This window comes from Bradyrhizobium algeriense, assembly GCF_036924595.1.
Classification (GTDB): Bacteria; Pseudomonadota; Alphaproteobacteria; order Rhizobiales; family Xanthobacteraceae; genus Bradyrhizobium; species Bradyrhizobium algeriense.
Window position 1 is genome coordinate 3440418 of record NZ_JAZHRV010000001.1, and the last position, 25221, is coordinate 3465638.

General features: G+C 62.7%; 24 protein-coding genes and 2 pseudogenes. 7 read left to right on the top strand and 19 right to left on the bottom strand.

Annotation, left to right across the window (positions count from 1 at the left end):
* Positions 1-25: 25 nt before the first annotated feature.
* The 9 genes and pseudogenes from V1286_RS16945 to V1286_RS16985 form a co-directional block, all read right to left on the bottom strand.
* The gene (locus V1286_RS16945) at positions 26-1591 is read right to left on the bottom strand and encodes a copper resistance CopC/CopD family protein (protein ID WP_334481119.1); all 1566 of its coding nucleotides are present in this window, start codon (positions 1589-1591) and stop codon (positions 26-28) included.
* Positions 1592-1601: 10 nt separating this feature from the next.
* Positions 1602-2126: a YcnI family copper-binding membrane protein gene (locus tag V1286_RS16950; RefSeq protein ID WP_334481121.1), complete on the bottom strand. Its 525-nt coding sequence runs from the start codon at positions 2124-2126 to the stop codon at positions 1602-1604.
* Positions 2127-2136: 10 nt separating this feature from the next.
* Positions 2137-2646, bottom strand: a complete 510-nt coding sequence (locus tag V1286_RS16955; protein WP_334481123.1) for a copper chaperone PCu(A)C — start codon at positions 2644-2646, stop codon at positions 2137-2139.
* A gap of 54 nt (positions 2647-2700) precedes the next feature.
* Positions 2701-3324: pseudogene (locus V1286_RS16960) on the bottom strand (TonB-dependent receptor domain-containing protein); the annotation flags it as partial.
* A complete protein-coding gene (locus V1286_RS16965; RefSeq protein ID WP_334481124.1) occupies positions 3297-3569 on the bottom strand; it encodes a DUF2946 family protein in 273 nt (90 codons plus the stop codon). The gene V1286_RS16965 and the pseudogene V1286_RS16960, both read right to left, overlap by 28 nt.
* A 49-nt stretch (positions 3570-3618) precedes the next feature.
* Positions 3619-4119, bottom strand: coding sequence for a TlpA family protein disulfide reductase (locus V1286_RS16970; protein ID WP_334481125.1), 501 nt, complete (start codon positions 4117-4119; stop codon positions 3619-3621).
* Complete coding sequence (locus V1286_RS16975) at positions 4116-5330, bottom strand: sialidase family protein (RefSeq protein ID WP_334481126.1); 1215 nt, start codon at positions 5328-5330, stop codon at positions 4116-4118. The genes V1286_RS16970 and V1286_RS16975 overlap by 4 nt, the downstream gene beginning before the upstream one ends.
* Before the next feature lie 29 nt (positions 5331-5359).
* Positions 5360-7741, bottom strand: coding sequence for a TonB-dependent receptor (locus V1286_RS16980; protein WP_334481128.1), 2382 nt, complete (start codon positions 7739-7741; stop codon positions 5360-5362).
* Between the two features lie 93 nt (positions 7742-7834).
* Entirely contained in the window at positions 7835-8206 is a 372-nt protein-coding gene (locus V1286_RS16985; RefSeq protein ID WP_334481130.1) for a DUF2946 domain-containing protein, read from the bottom strand.
* Positions 8207-8683: 477 nt separating this feature from the next.
* Between V1286_RS16985 and V1286_RS16990 the strand changes: the two are divergent.
* The 6 genes and pseudogenes from V1286_RS16990 to V1286_RS17015 all read left to right on the top strand — a co-directional run.
* A pseudogene (locus V1286_RS16990) lies at positions 8684-8937 on the top strand (globin); the annotation flags it as partial.
* Between the two features lie 66 nt (positions 8938-9003).
* The gene (locus tag V1286_RS16995) at positions 9004-9195 is read left to right on the top strand and encodes a globin family protein (protein ID WP_334481131.1); all 192 of its coding nucleotides are present in this window, start codon (positions 9004-9006) and stop codon (positions 9193-9195) included.
* A gap of 153 nt (positions 9196-9348) precedes the next feature.
* Positions 9349-10368, top strand: coding sequence for a sugar ABC transporter substrate-binding protein (locus V1286_RS17000; protein ID WP_334481132.1), 1020 nt, complete (start codon positions 9349-9351; stop codon positions 10366-10368).
* Positions 10369-10374: 6 nt separating this feature from the next.
* Complete coding sequence (locus V1286_RS17005; RefSeq protein WP_334481133.1) at positions 10375-11877, top strand: sugar ABC transporter ATP-binding protein; 1503 nt, start codon at positions 10375-10377, stop codon at positions 11875-11877.
* A 10-nt stretch (positions 11878-11887) separates the two neighbouring features.
* Positions 11888-12922: an ABC transporter permease gene (locus V1286_RS17010; RefSeq protein ID WP_334481135.1), complete on the top strand. Its 1035-nt coding sequence runs from the start codon at positions 11888-11890 to the stop codon at positions 12920-12922.
* A 154-nt stretch (positions 12923-13076) separates the two neighbouring features.
* A complete protein-coding gene (locus V1286_RS17015; protein ID WP_334481137.1) occupies positions 13077-13472 on the top strand; it encodes a hypothetical protein in 396 nt (131 codons plus the stop codon).
* 124 nt (positions 13473-13596) lie between these two features.
* Here the strand turns inward: V1286_RS17015 and mtnK are convergent, their stop codons facing one another.
* The 3 genes from mtnK to V1286_RS17030 all read right to left on the bottom strand — a co-directional run bounded on the left by mtnK (position 13597) and on the right by V1286_RS17030 (position 16039).
* Positions 13597-14901, bottom strand: a complete 1305-nt coding sequence (mtnK, locus tag V1286_RS17020) for an S-methyl-5-thioribose kinase (protein ID WP_334481139.1) — start codon at positions 14899-14901, stop codon at positions 13597-13599.
* Between the two features lie 147 nt (positions 14902-15048).
* Positions 15049-15657 carry a class I SAM-dependent DNA methyltransferase gene (locus tag V1286_RS17025; protein WP_334481141.1) on the bottom strand — a complete coding sequence of 203 codons (609 nt, stop codon included), beginning with the start codon at positions 15655-15657 and terminating at the stop codon, positions 15049-15051.
* Positions 15658-15685: 28 nt separating this feature from the next.
* Positions 15686-16039 (bottom strand): hypothetical protein, encoded by a 354-nt coding sequence (locus tag V1286_RS17030; RefSeq protein WP_334481143.1) that lies wholly within the window; start codon positions 16037-16039, stop codon positions 15686-15688.
* Positions 16040-16562: 523 nt separating this feature from the next.
* On the opposite strand from V1286_RS17030, the gene V1286_RS17035 reads away from it, so the two are divergent.
* On the top strand, positions 16563-16802 hold the full coding sequence (locus V1286_RS17035) for a PilZ domain-containing protein (protein ID WP_334489710.1): 240 nt from the start codon (positions 16563-16565) through the stop codon (positions 16800-16802).
* Between the two features lie 143 nt (positions 16803-16945).
* On the opposite strand, the gene V1286_RS17040 is transcribed toward V1286_RS17035, so the two are convergent.
* From V1286_RS17040 to nuoL, 7 genes are all read right to left on the bottom strand, one after another.
* Positions 16946-17221, bottom strand: coding sequence for a DUF1467 family protein (locus V1286_RS17040; RefSeq protein WP_334481145.1), 276 nt, complete (start codon positions 17219-17221; stop codon positions 16946-16948).
* 4 nt (positions 17222-17225) lie between these two features.
* Complete coding sequence (gene mce / locus V1286_RS17045; protein ID WP_108516251.1) at positions 17226-17630, bottom strand: methylmalonyl-CoA epimerase; 405 nt, start codon at positions 17628-17630, stop codon at positions 17226-17228.
* A 72-nt stretch (positions 17631-17702) separates the two neighbouring features.
* Entirely contained in the window at positions 17703-19373 is a 1671-nt protein-coding gene (locus V1286_RS17050) for a ribonuclease J (RefSeq protein WP_334481146.1), read from the bottom strand.
* Entirely contained in the window at positions 19373-20185 is an 813-nt protein-coding gene (locus V1286_RS17055) for a biotin--[acetyl-CoA-carboxylase] ligase (protein ID WP_334481147.1), read from the bottom strand. The genes V1286_RS17050 and V1286_RS17055 overlap by 1 nt, the downstream gene beginning before the upstream one ends.
* On the bottom strand, positions 20182-21624 hold the full coding sequence (gene nuoN / locus V1286_RS17060) for an NADH-quinone oxidoreductase subunit NuoN (RefSeq protein ID WP_334481149.1): 1443 nt from the start codon (positions 21622-21624) through the stop codon (positions 20182-20184). The genes V1286_RS17055 and nuoN overlap by 4 nt, the downstream gene beginning before the upstream one ends.
* A 10-nt stretch (positions 21625-21634) precedes the next feature.
* The gene (locus V1286_RS17065) at positions 21635-23143 is read right to left on the bottom strand and encodes an NADH-quinone oxidoreductase subunit M (RefSeq protein ID WP_334481151.1); all 1509 of its coding nucleotides are present in this window, start codon (positions 23141-23143) and stop codon (positions 21635-21637) included.
* Complete coding sequence (gene nuoL, locus V1286_RS17070; protein WP_334481153.1) at positions 23143-25215, bottom strand: NADH-quinone oxidoreductase subunit L; 2073 nt, start codon at positions 25213-25215, stop codon at positions 23143-23145. Before nuoL ends, V1286_RS17065 begins: the two co-directional genes overlap by 1 nt.
* Positions 25216-25221 lie beyond the last annotated feature (6 nt).

Sequence of the window (25221 nt, forward strand, 5' to 3'; positions counted from 1 at the left end):
CGGCGTCATACCCCGCGAACCGGTGTCAACGCACCTGCAATTCATCTTGAAGCGTGATCTTTTGGAAGTCGGTGACCAGCGCATCGATCTGCATCCGCCAGCGGCCGGGCAGCGGCAGCGCCACGCCGCGCACATGCCAGTAGCCGTCCGGCCCGAGCGTCGCGCGACGCTCCATCGGCTCGATGCCGCGCTCCGGCAAGCTCAGGATCAGCACAGCCTCCTTGGCCGGCAGCAGGGCGGCATCTCCCGTCATCAACTGCAGCACGAAGTCGTTGGAGCCGACCTTGCCCGGCGAAACCAGCACCTGAAACATCGCCGCGTCCGTATGGATATGGACCGAGAGCGGCGCCGCCACTGGAACCACCGAGGCGCGCGGCGGCGGCGTGAAGCGCCAGCCGGCGACCACGGCCAGGATGCCAACGACGAGAACGCATTCCAGCACGATCGACCCCAGCAGCGGCCGGATGTTCTCGTAGTTCGCAATGACCGCAGGCGTGCAGAGAAACCGGTTCAGCGCCGCAAGGCCGAGCAACAGGATCACCAGCGCCAGCTTGATCAAGAGAAGGATGCCGTATTGGGTTTCGATCAGCGCACGCAGGCTTCCAAGCTGAATGACGGACAGCACCAATCCGCTCAGCACCAGGAGCGCGACCAGCGGCATTGCTAGGCCTGAAAACTGCTTGAGCACACGCGGCAGGTCGTCATTGCGCCGATGCACCATGGCCGCCAGCGGCGCCAACGCGCCGATCCAGTAGGCTACGGCTATGCCATGCAGGAACAGCGACGGCCGGGTCAGCCATTGCGGCGAGGCGGTCGCGGCATGACCACTGGTTGCCAGCGAAAGCCCGACGCCCACTATCGCGAGCGTGGTCAACACCCCGGCGATCAGGATGCTGGGGCTTTTCCACGCATACCAGGCGATGGCCATCACCACGATCGCAATCAACAATGACGGCCCAAGGGAGGTAGCGAGCGCACTCGCCCACGGCGCCGACGTCACGATGCCGCCAAGGGGAAGGTTGAGGAGATCAAGACCTTGCAGGCCGAGCGAGGCCACGGCACTGACGAGACCGATAGCAAGCGCGCCGCGGCCGACCATCGACCCGCTCGGGCCCTGCCCGATCCAGGTTGCGAAGAAGGCGCCGCCGACACCGGCAAACAGCCCGAGATAAACTCCGATCCGCGCCAACCAGATCAGTACCGCCAGCGGACTTTTCATCGCCGGCGGCGCGGCTCCGGTCACAGCGCCGATTGAAAACACCATCGATCCCGCTACGGGATGACCGTCCTGCGAGACCACGCGATAGCTGACGATTTGCGTGCCCCGCGGCAGGTCGTCAGGCAGAACGATCAGCACGGATTGGCCGACCGCGCGCGTGGCGACGTCGCGCGCCTTGCCGCCGGCATCGATGATGCCGATCACGGCCGGCGCGACGCTCTCGTTGAAGTGCAACTGCACCATCTTCGGCGGCAGCGTGAGCACGCTGCCGTCGGCCGGCTCCGAAGACAGCAGCGTCGCATGGGCCCACGCGGCGCTCGCAATGCACAGAGCCGACAGCAGCGCGGCAAGGCTGGCGAGCACGCGCGCCATCGGGATGGCTTTACGGCTTCGCGATCAGCTTGAGGCCAGGTGCCGGCGTCTTGCTGCCAGGCCCATGGCCGCTCTGGCCTTCCGAGGGAATATCGATCCAGCGGCTGACCCCCTGCTCGCATTCCTGCACCACGGGGAAATACAGCGTGGTGTCCGGCTTCAGCCCGGGGGTGAGAAAGCTGGAGAAGACGAATTCATCATAGTTGTCGTCGACGACCTTGCCGCCGCTCCACACCACTTCCTTGACGCCTTCAGAAACCTTGCTGCCGTGATGCTCATACTCGGTGGCGTATTTGCCCTTGACCGTCTCGACGGTCCACCCGGGCTTGGGCATCGGCTTGATGCCGATCACGCCTTCCGGAATCTGCACCCGCAGTTTGACCGTCGGCGATCCCGCGCAGCCGTGCGGCACGGCAAACACCGCCTTGTAGTACGAGCCCACCGGCGCCTGCCGCTTCTCGAGAGTGACGTGGGCGCTCGCCGGAGAGACAGCGAGCGCAGCAAGGGTGATGACGACAGGAGCAATTTTCGACATAGGCTGTTCCTTACTTCTTCATGCCGGAATGATCGTGCCCCGACTGGCCGCCCGCTGGCGCCTGCGCGCCGACGCCCTGCACGTCGAGCGACAATGTGACCTTCCCGGCTTTCTCGAACTCCAGCGTCAGCGGCACCTTCTCTCCCTGCTTGAGCGGGTTCTTCAGATCCATCAGCATTAAGTGATAACCACCCGGCGCGAGCTTGACGGTCTTGCCCGGCTCGATCGGCAACCCCTTGTCGAGCGCCCGCATCGTCATGACGCCGTTGTTCATTGCCATCTCGTGAATTTCGACCTTGCCGGCGAAATCGCCGGAGCCGCTGATCAGGCGATCTGGCGCAGAGCCCTTGTTCTCGATCGTAAGATAGCCGCCGGCAATCTTGGCGCCTCCGGGCGTGGCGCGGCTCCAGGCCTGTGTGATGACGAGATCGCCGGCCTTGACCTCCTGGGCGTGCGCGGGCGCGCCCATGAGGGCAAACAGGGCGGCGGCACAAGCAAACGTGCGCGTAATGTTCTTCATGGTTCGGCTTTCGTGTTCAAACGGGTTCCGCATTAGTCTGCGTCGGATGGATACCTACCATCTGTACTTCATCCCGGCAAAAACAGCCCTTCCATTGCCAGGCTCGAACAAGGTCGAGGTGGCGGTGGCCTGGTTGATGATGCTGGTGCTTGCGATATAGGCCTTGTTCAGGAGATTGCGCCCTTCGATATAGGCCGACACCGGCCCGCCATTGTCGAAGCCCATCTTCATTCCCAACAGCGCATAGGCCTCGGTATTCAGCGTATTCGCACTGTCGACGAAATAGGCTTGCGGCACCCATTCGACATTGGGGCCGAAATAGAAGCCGTTCGGATTCTTGTATAGCAACTCGGCGCGGAGATAGTGGCGCGGAGCTCCAGGCAGGAGATTATTGCGGAAGTTCGGATCGTTGTCGAAACGGAAGTCGTTGAACGTGTAGGCGACATTCAGCCAGAGCTTGTCGGGCGCCGGGCCGTTGTCGAAGATGCCGCGGAAGATCGCGGCACCCGCCCCCGCTTCGATGCCCTGGTGAATGGTGCGATCGGCATTGGCAACGTTGCAGGTTCCGGTGAGGTTGCCGAAGAGACATTGCAGCTCGTTGCGGATATTGGCGCGATAGGCCGTGAGCTCCCAGGCGTAATCGGGCCGCTTCATCCGCGTTCCGATCTCATAGGTGGATCGACCGCAACAGCGCCGCCGTGGCTGACGCCGCAGAACCCGCAACAATTGGCGCCGTGCTGCGGCGTGGCGGTGGTCGTCTCTGAGGCGTCCTGCGAGGACGCCATGCCGGAACAGATCGTCGCCATATAAAGCGGATCGGAGATCGCATGAGCGACGGCGCGAAAAGCCCCGATCGGCGCCAGCAACTGCACCATGATCGAGAGCAGTACGATTGGAATGAAGACTTCCAGCCGCCGTCGCATGTTCACCCCAAAGCGCCGGAGTCGCTGGACGGCCCACTATGCATGTCTCTCATCTCGCTGCGACGTTTTGCTGAACGAGCCATTTTTCAAGGTCCGATACTTCGGCCGAACCTTCGATCGTGGTGACCGTTCCGTCACGCGCGATCAGCAGCGTGCGCGGGATCTCGCCTTGCCAAGACGGATCGATCTCGAACCGAAGGCGTTCGACAAAGCCGTCGTTGAAAATCCAGTTCTCCGCCGACCCCAGCCCCGCCTTCTCCAGCATCGTGCGCGCGGCACCCGGTAGATTCGGAACGAGATCGGCGCTGATCATCACCACATCGATCTCGGAATGGTCCTTCATGAATTGTCCGAGCAGCGGCAATTCGACCTTGCACGGGCCGCAGGTGACGCCCCAGAAATGCACCAGCGTCGGACGCCCCTTGTGCGAACGCAGCATTTCCTGCCAGCTTCCGCGCACAAACGGCTTGAGTTCGGACGGCGTCTCGGCTGCCGGCGCGGCGGCCAGAGAAGCAACGAGGAAAATTGCAGCCAGCAGACAGCGTTTCATGATCCATCTCCGATCGGCAGCAGGCGATATCCGTCGGCCTTGGTCATCCAGGACAGGTAGGTCTTCTGTCCGTCGCTGATCAGCAGCGGGTGGTCGGAGGTATCAGTCGTCGTGGCGATCGTGACCGGCGTCGACCAGCTCTTGCCCTCGTCATGCGAGGTCATCGCATTGACCGAGGTCTTCTCGCCGTCGAACTCCTTCCAGACCATGGTGGCGCCGTGCTGGCCGGTCAGCACGTAAGGCCGCGTCGGATTGCGGTCGGCGCGGCCGAGCGGAATCGGATCGGAGAACGTGCGGCCTTCGTCCTGTGAGCGCGCATAAAACAGCCCCTTGCGGGCCTTGCCGTTGGTGTACCAGGCCACGTGGTAGGCGCCCGCGGGAGAGATCGAAAGGCTGGGACCATGATGCGGGCACGCGGAAATCTGCCAGTCGTCGTTGCTGACGCGGCGAACCTCGCCCGGCGTCGCCGGATCGGCGAACGTCATGACGGCGTGATCCCGCACACCGCCGTCGAAGATGTTCCTGAACACGACGACGGGACGGCCCGGGCCTGCGAACGCCAGGCCGAGCCGGCAGCATTCGCAGGTGTTGTCGCTTGCCAGCCGCGCCTCGGCATAAACAGCGCCGCCGTCTTTCGATGACGAGAAGAACAGCCCTGCGCCTTCGTATTTCCTGCCCTCCTGCTGCGCAGGCACCCGGTTGCGCTTGTCGATCCAGGCCGCGAATACCGAACCGTCCGCATCGAGGCCGAGCGTCGCAAAGCGCTGGCTCTCGTTACTCGACGTGATCGGCCGCAACTCGGCAAAGCTTTGGCCGCCGTCGATCGACCTTGTGGCGAGCACCTGGCCGTTGAACGCCTTGTCCCTGAAGATCGAAAACGCCAGTGCGATGCCGCCGTGCTTGTCGACGACGATCTGGGGACGCGCATCCGGTCCCCAATCGAGCTTGAGCTTTTCCTTGGTCACCTGAACCGGCGTCGAAAAGCTGCGCCCGTTGTCCCTCGAACTCGCCACCGAGATCCTGCCTCCGGCCATCCAGGCGAGCCAGAGCGTTCCATCTGACGCGAAGGCCGGCGTCACCTTCGAGGCGCAGCGCAAGTCGACCTCCTCACACGCCGCTTCCGAGGCATGCTGGTGATGGCTCATTTGCGCCTGCGCTGCGCTCTGGCAAAGCGAGAAAGCGAGCGTCGCGAGCAAACTCATTCGCAGCATGGCCTTACTCCTCCTGCAGGGTTGTCCGGTCATTTGAACGCCAGCCTCATGCCGGCCATGAACGCGCGCGGCGAGCCGGCGTAGATCGAACCGGTGTTGCTGAGACCTTGAACGCCCGCCGTGACCGAATTGCCGATGTTGTTGGCGGACGCAACGTAAGTCCGGTCGAACACGTTCCTGACTTCGACGTACATGCTCAACGACTTGAAGTAGTCGGATTGGAGGTCCGTGTTGTAGTGGACGTTGAGATTGACCAGTTCGTAGCCGGGCGCCTTCTGCAAATTGGCGTTGTCCATGTGGAACGAATCCTTCCACTGAACCTCGACAAACGCCCCGAGCCCTGCAAGCGGCCCCCACATCTGTTCATAGCCAAGCCGCGCCGTCAGTTCGTGCGGCGAGATGCCGGGAATCTTGTTGCCGGCGCGGTTGAAGCTGAAGACGGTACCGCCTGCGCCCTGGCTTCTGATGTCTTCCGTATATTCGGTGTAGAACTGATCGAGATAGGTATAGGCCGCGGTGAAGCGCCAACCGGGATAGAACTTCCAGTCAGCGGCCAATTCCACCCCGCGATGCTCGGATCTTGGCGCGTTGAACATGTAGCTGACGCCGGCGACAGGTGTAGCTTGGCTCACCAGTTCGTTGCGGAAGAACTCGTAGAAGCCGGTCGCACTGAACTTAAGTGCGCTGTTTGGCGTCCAGTCGAAGCCGAGATCGTAACCGAGGTTCTTTTGCGTCTGGAGTTGCGTGTTATTGCCGGGCGTACCGTCCGAAAGGACGAAGAGGTTTCCGATCTGCGGGGTGCCGTATCCGGTGGCGACACGCGCGCGGAACAGCCACTCGGGATTCAACTTGTAGAGCAGCGCCAGCTCGGGTGCGGTGTTCTGGAATTGCCGGTCGGCTATCGTCGGGGTGATTATCGGGTTCGGGACCGGCGACGTCCCGTAATTGTAGGCGGAATTGATGCCCTTCAGATGCGTGGTTTCCCATCCGATCCCGGCAATGGCGGTCAGTTGCGGCGTCAGCTTCAATTCCTCGCGCGCGCGGACACCGTAATTGGTGGTGTCGCTCCAGGTATTGCTCTGCAGCCTGCCAAGCGTGGCGTTGCCGCCCGGCATGACGAACCTCGAGTCGCTCGACGCGGTGAGCGTATTGTAGAACGCACCGAAATAGGTGGTGGATTCCAAGCCGAAAATCTCGCCCCGCTTGGTGACGTCGCTCATGTAGTTGTACGACGGAAAATCGCCGATCGCGCTGGTGCCTCCGGTCGGCTGGCTGATGTTGCGGTCGTCGAACACGAATTGATTTCGCCATGTCGTCGTGTTGTCGAAATCGTGCTCCCATCGCCCACCCACGATGGTCCGGCGGTCGGTGCGGCCGAGGCCGGCCTGAACGGCGGTTTCCACGTCGGTTCCCGCCGCTGTGTTGAACCCGTTCTTGTTCAGAGTAACCGTTGCACATCCCGGCGCGGCGTTTCCGCCCGTCGTGCAGCCGCGCTGGAACGGATTTAAGTAGAATTGGTCGAGCCTGTATCGGAGCGGAAGGCGGGTATCGAGATTGTTGTTGATGAACTTGACCGTAAACCGGTCATCGGGCGTGGCATGCAGCGTGCCGAGAAAATTCACCGTCTGGGTGTTGAACCAGCTATTGCCGATAAATCCATCACCCCGCGCGTCGCTGGCAAACAGCGAGTACTCGAAATTGCCGACCTTCTTGCCTGCGGCAAGATAGTTGTTGAGATAACCAAAACTGCCGCCATCGACGCCGTATTCGACCCCGTCGATGGTGCCGCCCGGGCGGGTGCGAAAATTCAGCGCGCCGCCGGTGGCATAATTGCCATAGAGCGCCGACGACGGCCCGCGGATGACATCGATCGCGCCATAGGCGCGCGGATCGATCAGGTCGCTGCGGGAAAGCCCGTCGGGCTGCGTGACCGGAAAACCATCGTCGAAGATCACGAGGTTGCGGATACCGAAACCATTCCGGGCATTAGAACCGCGAATCGAGATGCCGATATCCCGCGGCCCGTTGCCCTGCTTGACCGAGATGCCGGGGCTTTCGCGCAGCACGTCGGCCACGGTAACCGCCGGCCGGTTGTCCCACTGGCTGCGATCGATGGTGGTCTCGGTCTGGCCGGTGGGCGCCTGATAGAGCAGCGCGCGCGCCACGCTCGGGGTAATGCCCGCGGTCAGCGACGCTGATCGCGCCGGATTGGCCGAAGGCGGCCTCGCCTGCGTTCGGGCAGACGCGCGAACGGCCGGCTTGCGGGCCGCAGGTCTGGCGGTCGTTGCGCGCGGGGCGTCGACGGTCACTGCCGGCAGCGCCGTCTGGGCCTCGGCGATCGACGGCGTGAGTGAGAGCGCGCTGCCGAGGACAAGCAGGCTCGCGCCACCCAAGGCATGATAACGATACATAAGATATTCCTGACGCCAGCTCTTTGGCCGGCTTGAATGACTGCACCAACCGGCACGGCAGTCGCCGCACCGATCATTGGGTGTTCCAGGTCGTCAGGAAATGGAGGGAGGCGCGCGCGCCTGCGCGTGCGAACCAGCGCGAGCGTTCGTCAGCCGGAAGGCAAAATCGAACCAGGCCACCCGCTCGGCAACCCGATCGACATCGATCGCCGCGATCTGCGGCACATCGACCGGCGCGCCGGTCTGCAGCACGCTGCAAACCGAACAGCATCCGTCATGGGCGCGGTGGCCGGTCTGATCGGTCTGCCCGGCGCCGGGCGCGCCATTGCCGTGGCAGATGACGGCGCCGGCGAGCGGATCGGAGGCCGCGAAGATCGCCGCCCAGCATGCGCCGATCGGTGCGAAAATCTGCACCGCCAGGGCAATAAGGACGATTGGCAGAAAATTCTTCAGCCGCCGGCGCATCGCAATCCCATCCGCTTCAGACCTTAATCACCATGAGAGTCCGAAGTCGAGATCAGGTTCCCGGAACTATGTTGCGGCTTCAAGGAGTAAACTTGTCGAAAAGCGATGCATTTTGCGCCGCAGGCAAGGCGCCCTACCCCAATACCAAGCCTCGGGGGTATTGCAGCTAAATCCACAACCATCAGTAGTAAATTCCCAATCATTTCGCAGAGTGCTGGAATTTTGAACAAAGGTTGCCGAAAATGGTGACAAGGCGAAGAAGATGGTCTACCAATTCAAGCTCAGGCTGGCCGAGAGGCAAAGCTTGGTGGTCCAAGTCTCGGGAGGAGCCCTGACGCGCACAAGCAGCGTCGCCTCGACAATCAAGAGCAAATCTAAATTTTCGGGGAAATTAAGGGTCGACACAATTTTTGAGCAGGGCTTGGCGCCCTGCTCTTTTTTTTCGAGACGTTTTTTTCGCGGCGATCGCAAGCGACAATGATGGCATCGTCAAATCCGATCGAGCGAAGTTTTGTACTGGCCGCCGGGCGCTGCGAGGATCTGACGCCGCTGGTCTATCGCCGCCTGTTCGACGCGCATCCCGAAGCACGAACGATGTTCCGCACCGAGGGCAGCGAACTCGTCAAGGGTTCGATGCTGGCGCTCACCATCGACGCGATCCTGGACTTTGCCGGCGAACGCACCGGCCATTTCCGCCAGATCATCTCCGAGGTTTCCTCGCACGATGCCCGCGCGCGATCAGCAAAAGTGGAAGCCGATTTTGCGTCCGATCGCGCGCTAATCTTTTGAATCGGCGCATGATCTTGTCGCCAAACCGCGCACACTTTGGCGGATCATGCGCTGGCACGCCGCGCGAATTGTTCGTCGCGTTCTTCGGCATCATCGCGCAGACGCTGCGCGAAATCGTCGGGGCGGACTGGTCGGACGAAATCGATGCGGCGTGGCGAACATTGCTCGGTGACATCGACAGTCTCGTTGCAGCGCAGTGAAGCGACGAGCACTAGAGTTTCCTGGAGCTCATTGATACGGACGGTCAAGTCAGCCGGTGGCGCAAAGGCGCCGAGTGTGAAAGACTGCCTCGATCCGCGGTGCGTGCAATCGACGCCGTCGGTAAAAAAACAACGACAACGAGGGAGCGAGCGATGTCAGGGACTGAGAAATCCTCAACGACAAGGCGTAATCTTCTTCAAGCGGCGGCGACTGGCGGTGCGGCAACCGCCCTGCTCGGCGGGTTGGGCGTCAGCCCGGCGCTGGCGGCAGCGGCACGTTCGGAGAAACCGCTGAAGGCGGCGTTCTCCAATGCAGGCCTGCAGGCCACCTGGTGCGCCCAGGGCAAGCAGGCGGCGGAATGGTGGGGCAAGCTGTTCAACGTCGAAGTCACCTGGTTCGACGGCCAGCTCGACGCGGTCAAGCAGCGCGCCGCGATCGACAATATGGCGTCGCAGAAGTGGGACTTCGTCGCCATCCAGGCGTTCGGCATCGGCACGCTGACCCAGCCCGTGCAGAAAATGATCGACGCCGGCACGCCCGTGATCGACATGGACACGCTGATCGCCCCGCTCGACCAGATCAAGGTTCATTCGTTCCTGGCGCCCGACAATGAATTCATGGGCGCTTCGGTGACGCAGGCGCTCTGCAATGCCATGGGCGGCAAGGGCAAGATCATCATGACGCAGGGCGCGCTCGGCCATACCGGCGCGCAAGGCCGCGCCAAAGGCTTCGAGTCGGTGGTGAAGCAATTCCCCAATATCGAGGTGCTCGACACCCAGCCCGCCGATTGGGACGTCTCGAAGACAGCTCGGCTATGGGAGACCTATCTGACGAAGCACCCGCAAATCGATGCGGCCTTCTTCCACAATGATGACATGGCGCTGGCCGCCTACAACATCATGAAGGCGCGCAACCGCACCAACATCCTGATCGGCGGTGTCGACGCCATGCCGCCGGCGATCCAGGCGGTGAGCGAAGGCCGCATGTTCGCGACCGTCCGCAACCCCTCCTGCCGCATCCATGGCGGCGCCATCATCGCCGGCGTCGCGGCAGTGACGGCGGGCGAGAAGAGCGGACAGGGTATCCCGAAGCATGTGATCACAGATGGCCCGGTGGTGACGAAAGCCAACGCAGCCGGCATGCAATGGATGGAGGACCACTTCCTGATCTGAGCCAGCATGTCCAGGGGACCTGAGCCCATCCTCGAACTGCACGACATCACGAAGGCTTTCGGCGGTGTCGAAGCGCTTCGTGGTGTCGATTTTGCGCTCACCGCCGGCGAGATCCACGGTCTCGTCGGCGAGAACGGCGCGGGAAAAAGCACGTTGATGAAGATCATCGCCGGCGTGCATGCGGATTTTTCCGGCCGGCTCGTGCTGGACGGAAGGGAAACCCGCTTTCGGTCGGTGCGCGACGCGCATGCGGCGGGAATCGCGATGGTGCATCAGGAACTCAGTGTGGCCCCTGACCTGACGGTGGCCGAGAACGTGTTTCTCGGCAACCAGCCGACCAACCGCTTGGGGCTCGTGCAATGGCGGCGCATGGCGCGCGAGGCCGGCGAGCAATTGAAGCGGTTCGGCATCGACGTCGATCCGATGTCGCGGCTCGGCGACCTGCCGATCGGCCTGCAGCAACTGATCGAGATCGCCCGCGTGCTGTCCTCGGGCGCCCGGATCATCATCCTCGACGAGCCGACCTCGGCGCTGTCGCCGCCCGAAGTGGAGCGCCTGTTCGCGACGCTGAAACGACTGCGGGACGAAGGCACCAGCATCGTCTTCATCTCGCATTTCATCGAGGACATCCTGCGCGTCTCCGACACCGTGACGGTGTTCCGCAACGGCAGGAAGGTCGCGGAGACCGCCGCGTCCGAGACGAGCAAGCCGGCGCTCATCGAGGCGATGATCGGCAAGGGCCGCGAGGCGCTGGAAGAGACCTACATCCACGACATCATGCTGCCGCCGCCGACCGATCAGCCGGTGGTGCTGAACGCAAACGGGCTGTCGCTGGCCGGGCGCCTGCGCGAGGTTTCGTTCGAGGCCCGCGCCGGCGAGGTGCTCGGCATCTACGGTTTTATGGGATGCGGCCAGCTCGAGCTGGCGCGGATCCTGTTCGGCAAGATGAAGCCTGACCAGGGCTCGCTGGCGGTGGCCGGAGAACAAAAAGCCTTCCGCAGCACCGCCGGCGCCCGCCGCGCCGGGATCGCCTTCGTTCCCGAGAGCCGGCGCGACATGCTGTTTCTGCAGGAGCCGGTCTACAAGAACGTCTCGATCAGCATCCTCGATCGCATTTCATCGCTGCTGCTCAAGCCGTCGCGCGAGCGCGCGATCGCCAACCGGCAGGTCGAGCAGTTGCGGATCAGGCCCGCAGCCGTCGATCTCGATCTCGGCATGCTGTCGGGCGGCAATCAGCAGAAGGTGGCGCTGGCGAAGTGGCTGAGCTACCCGCCGCGGCTCCTGGTGCTGTGCGAGCCGACCCGCGGCATGGATGTCGGCGCCAAGAACGACGTCATCCATATCGTCAGAGATCTGCGCGCCAAGGGGCTTGCCATCATCGTGCTCTCCACCGAGCCGGAGACGGTGCTGTCGCTCGCCGACCGCGTCATCGTGCTCAAGCGCGGCGCGGTGGTCCGGGAGTTTGCCAACGAACAGATCAGCAAGGACCGCCTCCTGGAAGCGGCGTGAGGAGACCGACATGACTTCAGGTGAAAGCGTGACAGTCGCCGCGGATCGGAAACGGCCTCGCGGGCTAGCCGTGATGTTGCGTTCCCAGATGCGCAACATCGCGCCGTTCCTGACGCTGATCTGCCTGTTCAGCTTCTTCGCGGCAGCAAGCCCCTCGTTTGCGACGCTCGACAATTTCGGCAACATCCTCACCCAGATTTCGGTCACCGGCATCATCGCCGTCGGCCTCACCTTCGTGATCCTGTGCGCCGAGATCGATCTTTCGATCGCCGCCATCGCCAACGTCACCGGCATTGCGGTCGCCTATTTCACGCTACAGGAATCCTACGTCAACATCGCCAACGTCCCGATGCCCGGATGGGCCGCGATCCTGCTGGCGCTGGCGCTGTGTGCCCTGCTCGGCCTCGTCAACGCGTTCGGGCTGACGGTGATCGGCATCCCCTCCTTCATCATGACGCTGGCGATGATGCAGATCGCGGCCGGCATCTCGGCGCTGCTGGTGCGCGGGCAGATCGCCTACAAGGTGCCCCCGCTGGTGACGACCTTGGGATCGACATCGATCGGCGGCATCCCCTGGATCGTGATCGTGGCAGCCCTGATGCTGCTCGGCGGCCATCTGGTGCTGACCTACACCCGCTTCGGCCGCTACGTCTACATGGTCGGCGGAAACCGCGAGGCAGCGGAATATTCCGGCCTCAACGTCAAGCTCATCCTCGGCAGCGTCATGGTGATTTCGGCGGTGTGCGCCGGCATCGGCGGCATGCTCGGGGTGGCGCATTTCGGCAGCGCGCAGCAGAACGAGTTCGACACTTATCTTCTGGATTCGATCGCCGCCGTCGTGGTCGGCGGCACCAGCCTCTTCGGCGGCCGCGGCGGCATCGGCAACACCATCGTCGGCCTGTTCGTGCTCGGCGTCCTCAACAACGGGCTCGACCACGTCAATATCGACAGTTTTCTGAAGATCCTGATCCGCGGCCTGATCCTGCTGGCGGCGCTCATCATCAATGTCTATGCGCAGCGATTGCGGGAACGGGCGGTGGAGTAAGGCATACACTCATAAATACAGGTGTCTGTCTTTGGGGAAGCAGAATGGCCATTCCAGAGGACAGAAGCCGTCATGGTGGCTACGGCGGCTTGTATGAAGTAGGACACACGAGGGGGCGAAGGGGGGATACGAGGATGCGAGACTTAGAGCTGCCATGAAAGACCTAGTAATCGCGTGGCTTGCATCCAGCGCTGCGTTTTCAATCGCCTTCATCGGCTTCATGCTGCTCTGGGTGTGGCTTGACGACGGAACCTTGCGATCCTGGAGTGCCATTTTTCGACTTGGTTGGGTGACAATTAGTGCGGCCCTAATCGTGCAGTTCTTTTATGGTGGACTTATCTACTTCGTGTTGACCCGCGCCGGCCTATGGACGCTTTGGACGGTTGCTCTCGCTTATTTGCTGCCTCTCCTGGTGATCGGCTGGTATTCAATTGATACCAAGCGGGAAGCCGTGGGGATGATTGCATGGGTCATCTTTGCTTGTCTTGTCGCGTACGTGTCTTGGTTTCTCGCTCCCGTTCAGACTCGGCAGCGGCGATCTTGGACGTGAAGCAGACGGACTTTCGTCATTTGCATGTCCGCAGATGGCCCAAGGCCATCCGGCGTTACCGATTTTGCGTTGAAGAATCTAGCAGACCGAACCTGCGAGTTAAGCTCTTCATCACTGGCGGCTCTCATTTGGCAAAATCCGGCTGCCAGCCGCGGATCTCGCGCGCTGCCTTCGTCACAGCGCCGATGGTTGGGAACGTCTCCACCATCATCGCCCGCGCCAGCCGCAGGCTGCGCGCCTCGCACACCGCCCGCTGCTTTGCATCCTCGATCAGTTCGAAATCGGCATTGTGCGCCAGCCCCAGAATGCGGCGGATGATTTTTGCGGCCGCGAATCCCACGGTGTCGCCGAACAGCCGCGCCATATAGGCCTGCCGTTCGGCCTCCAGGCGGGCCGCGCCGGCAGTTCCCGGAAACAGCGTCAGGGGATAGGCGTCGCCATGACTTTCCGTGCGCCACAATTCGAGGAATTCGTGGGAAAACTCCGTCCAGACGTTTTCGATCGTTTCCAGCAGCCAGACCTCGAACAGCCGCCGTTCGCCCGGCGACCTTTCGTGGCCGGCAGAGGCCAGATAGGCCATCAGGAGGTTGGCGATGACGGCGCCGATATCGAAACCCATCGGTCCATAGAACGCGAATTCGGGATCGATCACGACCGTCGAATCTTCCGTCACCATGATCGAGCCGGTGTGGAGGTCGCCATGGATCAGCGCTTCCGGCGCGTTCAGAAACTTCAGCTTGAGACGCGAAATCGCGGCGTGCAGGTCGAGGTCTTCCCGAAAAGCGGCCGCCGTCGCATCGAGCCACGGCTGCGTCCAGCGGTTCTGCTCGGCCTCACGGTAGGGATCGGTGAAGATCAGATCCTCTGATATCTTGCAGAGCGCATGGTTGCCTGCGAACGCCGCAATCCCCTCCTTCTTCTGGGCAGCAGGAAGCGCGAGGTCGGACGAGAAAAACAGCGTGCGCGCCATGAAGGTGGCGATGTCGCCGACAAAATTCGGATAGAGCGCGCCGGCAATCAGCCCCCTGCGCATGATGACATGCGGCTCGATCAACTCCATCACGACGAGCGCTAATCCCTCGTTGTGATGCAGCACGGCCGGCACCAGTCCGGGCGCCAGCCGCGCCTGATGCGTGAGCGCGAGATATTCGTAATGCGAGCGCGACAGTGGCAGCGGCCAGCTTTCGCCGACGAGACGCACATAGGGCAGCGCCTGCTTGACGGCGATGCCGCCCGCGGTCCCCCTGACGATGAACACGAGGTTGAGGTTGCCGTCGCCGACCTCGATGATCGACCAGGAAGCCGGTTCGCCGCCAAGACGGGCTGCGATCGCCGGGAGCCCTGCAAGGTAATCCCGCAGATCGGCTTCATGAAGGATTCGGTATTCGTCGGGCCGGGGATCAGCCAATGGTCGCTGCTGTGAACTCATCCCTCTCTGCCCCCCATGCCGGTGCGGGAGGTCCACGCACTCCCGTTCAGGAAATTCGATCCGATATCGGCCTTTTTCTTGACCGGATCATAATCGCAAAACGCTGTCGGCAACCAGCGTTCACCGTCCGCATTTGCGCCTCGCGTCTCAAATGAGCTGCGCGAGCCAGATGGTGTGGCCGCCGCAGTCGGGGTCCTCGACGACATGCGACACCACGCGAAACCCGTTCCAATCGAGCAATGAACGATATTCGGCCGGGTCGAGGCTGGCATGATACAACGGCTCGCCTCCAAGACTCCCGATCGCCTCCCCATGCGCGGGGCCGCTGGTGAACATCAGTGTCGCTTCCGGTGCCGCATGCTCGCGAAATACCGAAAACATCTGGCGCTGGTCGTCATGGCAGAGGTGAAAGAAACTATCCCATGCAACGATGCCGAAAAACTTCCGCTGCAAGGCGAGCTGGCGCATATCGGCGACGATCCATTCCTGCTTGGGAAAATGTTTTCGGCAGACATCGATCATGGCCGGGGATGAGTCTACGCCAACGACGGGATAACCAAGTTCGATCAGATACGCCGCCATTGGCGCTGCGGATCCGCAGCCGAGATCGAGGATCGGACCAGCCGGCGGCAGCAGCGCCCGGAAACGATCGAGCCAGGTTTTTTCAATCAGTCTGGTGCGTCCGCGACTCTCGATCCAGTCCGATGCCTTGCGCTGGTAGAGATCGATGATCCCTGCGGCTTCTTCCGACGCCATTGGCTTACGCACCACTAGTCGACCGAGCCTAGAATGTTTCCCGTTCCAGGAAGTTCGATCCGATGTCTGCCTTTTTCTTCACGGGGTCATAGTCGCAAAAGACGCTATCGGCGACCAGCGTGTAGCTCGGGAAGATCGTGTCCTTGTTCAGCTTGACGGAAGTCAGGCCGATGACGGCGGTCTGCTTGCCGCCGGTCCATTTGAACGGGGTCGTGCTCGGCGCCCTCTCACAGGCGACCACCGCGTCGGCGAAAACCGAGCTCTCGACGAAGGCCTTCACGGTCCGAAGCTGCCCCAGCGTCTTCCAGTTCATGTAGAACGATCCGGCGAGGCCGGCGGCGAGCAGAACCACAAGCAATAATAAAATACGCTGAAAATTCATCATATCCCCCAGCCGGAACGGACCGGTGCAAAATTAACCGATCCCGCCGGATTTGTCAGAACCCGAATACTACCCAAGGAACCCTCCAGCGGGCTATTGCCGCGATAGCCTAGATGTGACTAACGGTATCGTTCGGCCTTCAAAATCGGATCAGGGACATCCGGTGACTAGTGACAATCCAGACGCGATTGCATTGCGGCCCACCGTCATCGGCGGCGCCCGCCAGGACGACGACTATGAGGTGGTCTGGCGCGGCTTCCCGGTCGGACGGTTAATGAAGCAGGCGGATGGTCCGCACTGGTGGTGGGCTTGCACCGTCTATGGGCTACCCCCGAGCCCTAATGACCGAGGGCCCGCCATCAATTACAAGGACTGCCAGGTCCGCTTCCGGCTAGCCTGGGCCAGAATCAGGCCCACGCTGACCAACGAGACCATGGAGGCTGCAACGCGGCACGCCCAGGGGTTGCTTGAGCAACAAGCGGCGAAGGGCGCGGAGCCCAAGGCACCTGAACCGCTCCAGGTTCTGGAAAACCATCGCGCGGCACCTCGGCACCGGGTATTGAAGGCAGGCTCCATCGAGTTCAACGGCGGCGTCATCGACTGCACCATCCGGAATGTATCGGACACCGGCGCTGCACTCGAAGTCGCCAGTCCGGTCGGCGTCCCCGACAGCTTCTGGTTGGTGGTCTCGGGCGATCATACGCGCCGCCACTGCCGGGTGGCCTGGCGAACGGACAAGCGGATAGGCGTCGCGTTCGACTAGCCGGGAATGCGATTAGGCTGGGCCGCGACGACGGTCCATCTGGTGCCCCGGACGCGAGCGGCGTGAGTACTGGGAAGCGGGACCCATTCTACTTTGCATGGGGTTGTTTTCGAGATTTTGTGTCCGGGCCCCGCGGTGTGGGGTCAAAACGGCAGCCCCATCAGCTTCGACAGCCGTTCGATGTTCAGGTAGCCCTGATGATACGCCCACATCCCAATGCCGAAAACCACGCCCGAGATCAGCGTGGTCCAGAGCAGCTTGTAGCCCATCCGCGCCATCACCGGTGCGCCGGGATCGGTGCCGGGCGCGCCCTCGCCGTCCTCGTGCTGGCTGCGGACGCCGAACGGCAGCGTCACGAACAGCACGACCCACCAGAGCACGAAGTAGATCGCAAGCGCTGTGGAGACATTGTAAGCCATGGGTTCAGGCCTGCTCGATTTCGACCAGCGCGCCGGAAAAATCCTTCGGATGGAAAAACAGCACCGGCTTGCCGTGGGCGCCGATCTTCGGCACGCCGTCGCCGAGGACGCGCGCGCCCTCGCTGATCAGTCTGTCGCGCGCGGCGATGATGTCGGGCACGTCATAGCAGATGTGATGGATGCCGCCGTCGGCGTTACGCTCGACGAATTTGGCGATCGGCGAGGCCTCGCCGAGCGGCTGGATGAACTCGATCTTGGTGTTGGGCAGCGTCACGAACACGGTGATGACGCCATGCTCCGGCAGCGGCACCGCGCCGGAGATTTCGGCGCCGAACGCGCCGCCATAGATCTTGGCGGCTTTTTCCGCGTCCTTGACCGCGATCGCGACATGATTGAGCCGGCCTAGCATGACACTCACTCCCTGCTTCCCGCGTCTTCCCGACGAGAGCCCGCCGGCTCGCCTGACGACGCCCTTTTTACCTCAAACCGTCAGAACATGAACGAGGCAAATCGGCTTCTTGCCCCACTGCTCGTTGATGACGGCCCGCACCGCGCGACGCACCGATTCCGCCGTCGCGTCCGCATCGCGCCGGCGCGCCCGCGGCAGGTTTTCCACCGTCGAAACCACCGTATCGAACACGACCTCATCGATCACCTCGCCGGCCGCATTCTTCTCGGGGATGCCGACGAGATCGACCTCGGGATCGTCGGCCAGTTCGCCCTTGTCGGTCATGGCGATCGCCACGAAGGCGCAGCCTGCAAATCCCATCCGGCGCCGCTCGACCACGGCGCGGGACTTGGAATCCTCCAGTATGTTGCCGTCCTTGTAGAGCCGCCCCGACGGCAACTCGTCGATGATGCCGGGATCACCGGGCCCGAGCTTGACCAGATCGCCATTGCGGCAGGTCAAGACCTTCGGCACGCCGGCGGTGCGCGCCAGCTTGGCATGCTCGGAGAGATGCAGCGCCTCGCCATGGACGGGAATCAGGATCTGCGGGCGTACCCATGAGATCATGTCGCGCAGTTCGTCGCGGCGCGGATGGCCGGAGACGTGGACGAGATCAGTGCGGTCGGTAATGACCTCGATGCCCTGCACCACCAGCCCGTTGATGATGGCGCCGACCGCCTTCTCGTTGCCGGGGATGGTACGCGAGGAAAAGATCACGCTGTCGCCCTTGTTCAGCGTCACCTGCGGATGGTCGTTATTGGCGATCCGGGCGAGCGCCGCACGCGGCTCGCCCTGGCTGCCGGTGCACAGCGCCAGCACCTTGTCCGGCGGAAAATGCCCATAATAATCGGCGCCACGGAAATTCTGCACGCCGTCGAGATAGCCGGTCTCGCGGGCGACCTGCACCACGCGCTCCATGGCGCGGCCGACCACCACCACCTCGCGATCGGCGGCCTTGGCGGCATCCGCCACCGCTTTCACGCGCGCGACGTTGGAGGCAAAGGTGGTGACGGCGACCCGGCCCTTGGCGCCCTTCACCAGCTTGGCGATGGTGGCGGCAACCTCGGTTTCCGAGGGCGAGCGTCCTTCCCGCACCGCGTTGGTGGAATCCCCGACCAGCGCCAGCACACCGGCATCGCCGAGTTCGCGCAGGCGCCGCTCGTCGGTCGGCAGGCCGATGATCGGCGTCGGGTCGATCTTCCAGTCGCCGGTGTGGAGCACGGTGCCGGCGGAGGTATGGATCGCCAGCGCATGCGATTCCGGAATCGAGTGCGCGACCGGGATGAACTCGACGGTGAACGGCCCGAGATTGACCCGGCCGCCTGACGGCACCACGGTCACCGGGATCTTCGGCGGATTGCGCTCGGCGGCGCATTTGGCCTCGAACAAGGCAGCGCTGAATTTGGTGGCATAGACCGGGCATTGCAGCTTCGGCCAGAGGTCCATAATCGCGCCGAAATGGTCCTCATGGGCATGCGTCAGCACGAGGCCCATCAGGTTCTTGCGCTCCTTCTCCAGGAAACGGATGTCGGGCATGATCAGGTCGATGCCCGGCAGATGCTCCTCATCGCCGAAGGAAACGCCGAGATCGACCGCGAGCCAGGACCGCTGGTTTCGGTTGCCGAGCCCGTAGATCGACAGGTTCATGCCGATCTCGCCGACGCCGCCGAGCGGCGCAAAGGTCAGTTCATCCGGCCGCGCCATCAGGCCGCTCCCACTGACGCCGCAGCGCCGAAATAGACCTCGCCCGCGGTGACGGCCGCACGCTTGCCCTCGGCTGTGCGGACGATCAGGCAGCCGCTCTCGTCGATGGTATCGAACGTGCCCTCGACGGTCGCGGCTCCAGTCTGGATTGCAACCCGCTCGCCAAGGCCGAACGCGCGCTCCAGCCAAAGTTTTCGGATATCGGCAAAGCCGCGGCCATTGTCCCAGATGCCATGGAATTCGACCCAGGCATCCGAGAGCGCCGCAAACAGTTCCTCCGCGCCGATTTGAACGCCGAGCGCGGCCAGCGAGGTCGCCGGCGTCGGCGTGCCCTCGGGCGCCGCAATGACGTTGGTGCCGATGCCGACCACCACGGCCAGGCGATTGCCGGCTACGGCCTCGGCCTCCAGCAGAATGCCGGCGAGCTTCTGCCCGTCCGCCATGACGTCGTTGGGCCATTTCAGGGCGTATCTCAGAGGCCCGGCGCCGGCCCGCCGCAAATTGGCTTCGATGCTGAGTTTTTGCAGCGCGCGTTCCAGCGACAGCCCTGCGGCAAAGCCCAGCGTAGCGGCGACGCCGGGAGACACGTCCATGACTTCGAGAATGCTGCTGGCGAGGTTGCCGCGCGGCGCGATCCAGGCGCGCTGCCGGCGACCCCGGCCCGCGGTCTGTTCCGTCGTCACGAACCACACAGGACCCCGCTCGCCATCGCGGGCGCGGGACATGGCTTCGGCGTTGGTCGACCCGATCTGGTCGAAGGCCGCGAGGCCGTAGCCCGCCGATCTGGCTTTGGAACCGAGCGTAAAAGTCATCCTGGGAACAGCGACTTCGCCGCCGTCGTGGCGACGCTGACCAGCGGCCCCGGATAGACGAAGAAGAAGATGTTGAAGATGCCCGCGACCGCCAGCACCGTCCGCAGTTCGATCCGCATCGGCTCGATATGGCCGGCCGGCTCGTCGAAATACATCACCTTGATGATGGTGAGATAGTAGAACGCGCCCACCACGCTGGTGAGCACGCCGATGACGGCGAGCGTGAACAGGCCCGCCTTGATCGCGGCCACGAACACGTACCATTTGGCGAAGAACCCCGCGAGCGGCGGAATGCCCGCCAGCGAGAACAGCAGCATGGCGAAGAAGAAGGCCAGCAGCGGATTGGTGCGCGAGAGGCCTGCGAAATCGCTGATCTGCTCCATCGGCTGGCCGTCGCGCTTCATGGAAAGGATGACCGCGAAGGTGCCGAGCGTCATCGCGACATAGATCGCGATATAGACCAGCACGCCCTGCGCGCCCTCCACCGTGCCCGATGCGAGCCCGACCAGCGCAAAGCCCATATGGCCGATCGAGGAATAGGCCATCAGGCGCTTGATGTTCTTCTGCCCTATGGCGGCAAACGAACCCAGCGCCATCGAGGCGATCGCCACGAACACGAGGATCTGCTGCCACTGCGGGACGATGCCGGGGAACGCGGTCAACGTCACGCGGGTGAACACCGCAAGGGCTGCGACCTTCGGCGCCGAGGCAAAGAAGGCGGTGACCGGCGTCGGCGCGCCCTCATAGACGTCGGGCGTCCACATATGGAACGGCACGGCGGATACCTTGAAGCAGAGCCCGGCCAGCAGGAACACCAGGCCGAACACGATGCCGACGCTGCCGGTTTTCACTGCGGCGGCGATGCCGGCAAAATCGACCGTGCCGGTGAAGCCGTAGATCAGCGAGGCGCCGTACAGCAGCATGCCGGAGGACAGCGCGCCGAGCACAAAGTACTTCAACCCGGCCTCGGTGGACTTGGCGTTGTCGCGGTTAGAGGTAGCGACCACGTAGAGCGCGAGCGACATCAGCTCGAGCCCGAGATAGAGCATGATGAGGTCGGCGGCCGAGATCAGCACCATCATGCCGAGCGTGGAGAGCAGCACCAGGATCGAATATTCGAAAATCCGCCGCGACGGATCGGACAAAAACTCCGTCGACAGGATCAGCGTCACCGCCGAGCCGATGATGGCAAGGATCTTCAGGAAGCGGGCAAAATCGTCGACGATGAAGCTGCCGCCGAAGGTCGAGAGCTTGCCGGCCGGCAGCATCAGCTCGAGCGCGCCGGTCACGACCAGCAGCAGCACCGCAAGCGTGGTAACCAGCCTGGTCGTCCCCTCGCCGCGATAGGCGCCCAGCATCAACAGCGCCATGGCGCCGACGGCCAGCACCAATTCCGGCAGCACCGGCAGCAACTGATAACCTGCACTTGAGAAGCTCATGGTGGCGGCCTTACTGGACCAGCGCGGCTGCCTTCACGGCAGTCACGGCGGCATTGTAATTGTTGACGAGTTGCTGGACCGAAGCCGCCGACATGTCGAGCACCGGCTTCGGATAGACGCCAAACAGGATGGTGAGTGCGACCAGCGGGAACAGCGTCAGGCTCTCGCGCAGCGTCAGGTCCTTGATGCTGGCGAGCGACGGTTTTGTCAGCGCACCGAACACCACCTTGCGATAGAGCCACAGCGCATAGGCCGCCGACAGGATCACCCCGAGCGTGGCAAAGGTCGCCGTCGGGATCGAGACCTTGAAGGTGCCGACCAGCGTCATGAATTCGCCGACGAAGCCGCTAGTGCCGGGAAGGCCGACATTGGCCATAGTGAACACCATGAACACCAGCGCGTAGAGCGGCATCCGGTTGACGAGGCCGCCATAGGCGACGATCTCGCGGGTGTGCATGCGGTCGTAGACGATACCGACGCACAGGAACAGCGCGCCGGAGACGATGCCGTGTGAGACCATCTGGAACACGCCGCCCGCCACGCCCTGCGTGGTGCCGGCGAAGATGCCCATGGTGACGAAGCCCATATGGGCCACTGACGAATAGGCGATCAGCTTCTTGATGTCTTCCTGCATCAAGGCCACCAGCGAGGTGTAGACGATGGCGATCACCGACAGCGTGAAGATGATCCAGGCGAAATCATGCGACGCCAAGGGGAACATCGGCAGCGAGAAGCGCAGGAAGCCGTAGCCGCCCATCTTCAACAGGATCGCGGCCAGGATCACCGAGCCCGCGGTCGGCGCCTCGACGTGGGCATCGGGAAGCCAGGTGTGCACCGGCCACATCGGCATCTTCACCGCAAAGGAGGCAAAGAACGCCAGCCACGCCCAGGTCTGCAACGAGCGCGGCACTGCCGTCTGCATCAGCGTCGGGATGTCGGTCGTGCCGGCATTCCAGTACAGCGCCATGATCGCGAGCAGCATCAAGACCGAGCCGAGCAGCGTGTAGAGGAAGAACTTGAACGACGCGTAGACCCGGCGCGGGCCGCCCCAGACGCCGATGATCAGGAACATCGGGATCAGGCCGCCTTCGAAGAACAGGTAGAACAGCACGAGGTCGAGCGCGGAGAAGGTGCCGACCATCAGCGTTTCCAGCAGCAGGAACGCCATCATGTATTCGCGCACGCGCATCGTGATCGATTTCCAGCTCGCGATGATGCAGAACGGCATCAAGGCGGTGGTCAGGATCACGAACGGCAGCGAAATGCCGTCGACACCCATGTGATAGGTGATGCCGCTGGCGAGCCAGTTCGCCTTTTCGATGAACTGGAAATCCGGATTGGCGGCGTCGAAGCGCCAGACCAGGATCAGCGACACCGCAAAGGTGACCAGCGTGGTCCACAGCGCGATCCAGCGCGCATTGCGCCGTGCGGCCTCGTCGTCGCCGCGGGTGAGATAGATCGCCAGCGCGCCGATGATCGGCAGGAACGTGACAACCGAAAGGATGGGCCAGGTTGTCATTACTGGCCTCCCAAGCCGAACATGAACCAGGTGATCAGCCCCGCGACCCCGATCAGCATCGCAAAAGCATAGTGATAGAGGTAACCGGTCTGGATCTTCACCACGTTGCGGGTGACGTCGAGCACGCGCGCCGAAACGCCATCCGGGCCGAAGCCGTCGATGACCAAGCCGTCACCCTTTTTCCAGAGGAAATAACCGATCCGCTTGGCCGGGCGGACGAAGATGAAATCATAGAGCTCGTCGAAGTACCATTTGTTGAGCAGAAACTGGTAGAGCATCTGGTGCTGGCCGGCGAGTTCGACCGGCAGATACGGCCGGCGGATGTAGAACAGCCACGACACCAGGAAGCCCAGCACCATCATGACCGTCGGCAGGAACGCAATCGCCTGCGGAATGTGATGCATTTCATCGATGATGTGCGGGTGCATCTTGAGCGACTGGCCGAAGAACTCTTCCACGCCATGGCCCGCGAACACCTCCTTGAACGGGAAGCCGGCCAGGATGGAGCCAGCGGCGAGAATGCCGATCGGCACCAGCATCCACATCGGCGCCTCGTGAGCGGCCTCATAGTGATGCCGGTCGTGCGGCTCGCCGTGGAACGTCTTGAAGATCAGGCGCCAAGAATAGAACGAGGTCAGGCCCGCCGCGATCACCGTCATCGCGAAACCGTAGAACGCGAACGGGTTATGCGCGACATAGGCAGACTCGATGATCGCGTCCTTGGAGAAATAGCCGGCCGTCAGCGGAAAGCCGGTCAGCGCCAGCGTGCCGATCACCATCACACTATAGGTGTAGGGGATCTTGTCCTTCAGCCCACCCATGTTGCGGATGTCCTGCTCGTGATGCATCGCGTAGATCACCGAGCCTGAGCCCAAGAACAGCAGCGCCTTGAAGAAGGCGTGCGTGAACAGATGGAACATGCCGACCGAATAGGCCCCTGCCCCCATCGCCACGAACATGTAGCCGAGCTGCGAACAGGTTGAGTAGGCGACGATGCGCTTGATGTCGTTCTGCACGAGGCCGACGGTCGCCGCAAAGAACGCGGTGGTCGCACCGAAGAACATGACGACGGCCTGCGCGTTGGGCGCGAGCTCGAACAGCGGCGACAGCCGCGCCACCATGAACACGCCGGCCGTCACCATGGTCGCGGCGTGGATCAGCGCGGAGACCGGGGTTGGGCCTTCCATCGCGTCCGGCAACCAGGTGTGCAGCAGGAACTGGGCCGATTTGCCCATCGCGCCCATGAACAGCAACAGGCAGGTCAGCGTCAGCGCATCGGCATGCCAGCCGAAGAAATCGATGGTCTTGCCCGACAGCCCGGGCGCGCCCGCAAAAATCGTCTCGAAGTCGGTCGAGCCGATCAGCATAAAGATCGCGAAAATGCCAAGCGCAAAGCCGAAATCGCCGACACGGTTGACGATGAAGGCCTTGATTGCCGCCGCGTTCGCCGAGGGCTTGTGGTACCAGAAGCCGATCAGCAGATAACTCGCCAGACCGACGCCCTCCCAGCCGAAGAATAGCTGTACCAGATTGTCAGCCGTCACCAACATCAGCATCGCGAAAGTGAACAGCGACAGATAGGCAAAGAACCGCGGCCGGTACGGATCCTCGTCCATATAGCCGATGGAATAGAGATGCACGAGCGAGGAGATGGTGTTGACCACCACCAGCATCACGGCCGTCAGCGTATCGACGCGCAGCGCCCACGATACCTGCAGATCGCCGGAATTGATCCAGGGGAACAGCGCGATCCTGGCGTCGTGGTGCATGAAGCCCACATCGACCAGCGTCACCCAGGATAGCGCTGCGGAAACGAATAGAAGCCCCGTCGTAATCAGCTCGGCCGCGCGCGACCCCTGCGCCGCCGGCTCCGTGACGTGGTGATCGTCATGGCCGTGATCATCATGGGCATGCTCGTCATGGGCATCGGCGGCATGCGCGTGAGCGCCATGGCTGTGATCGTGATGCTTGACCTCATCGCCGCTCGGATTGCGCGCATGCGCACCGAAGATCGCGATCAGGCCGGCCAGAATGGCGCCCAGCAGCGGCAGAAAGACAATTGCCTGAACCATAGCCGC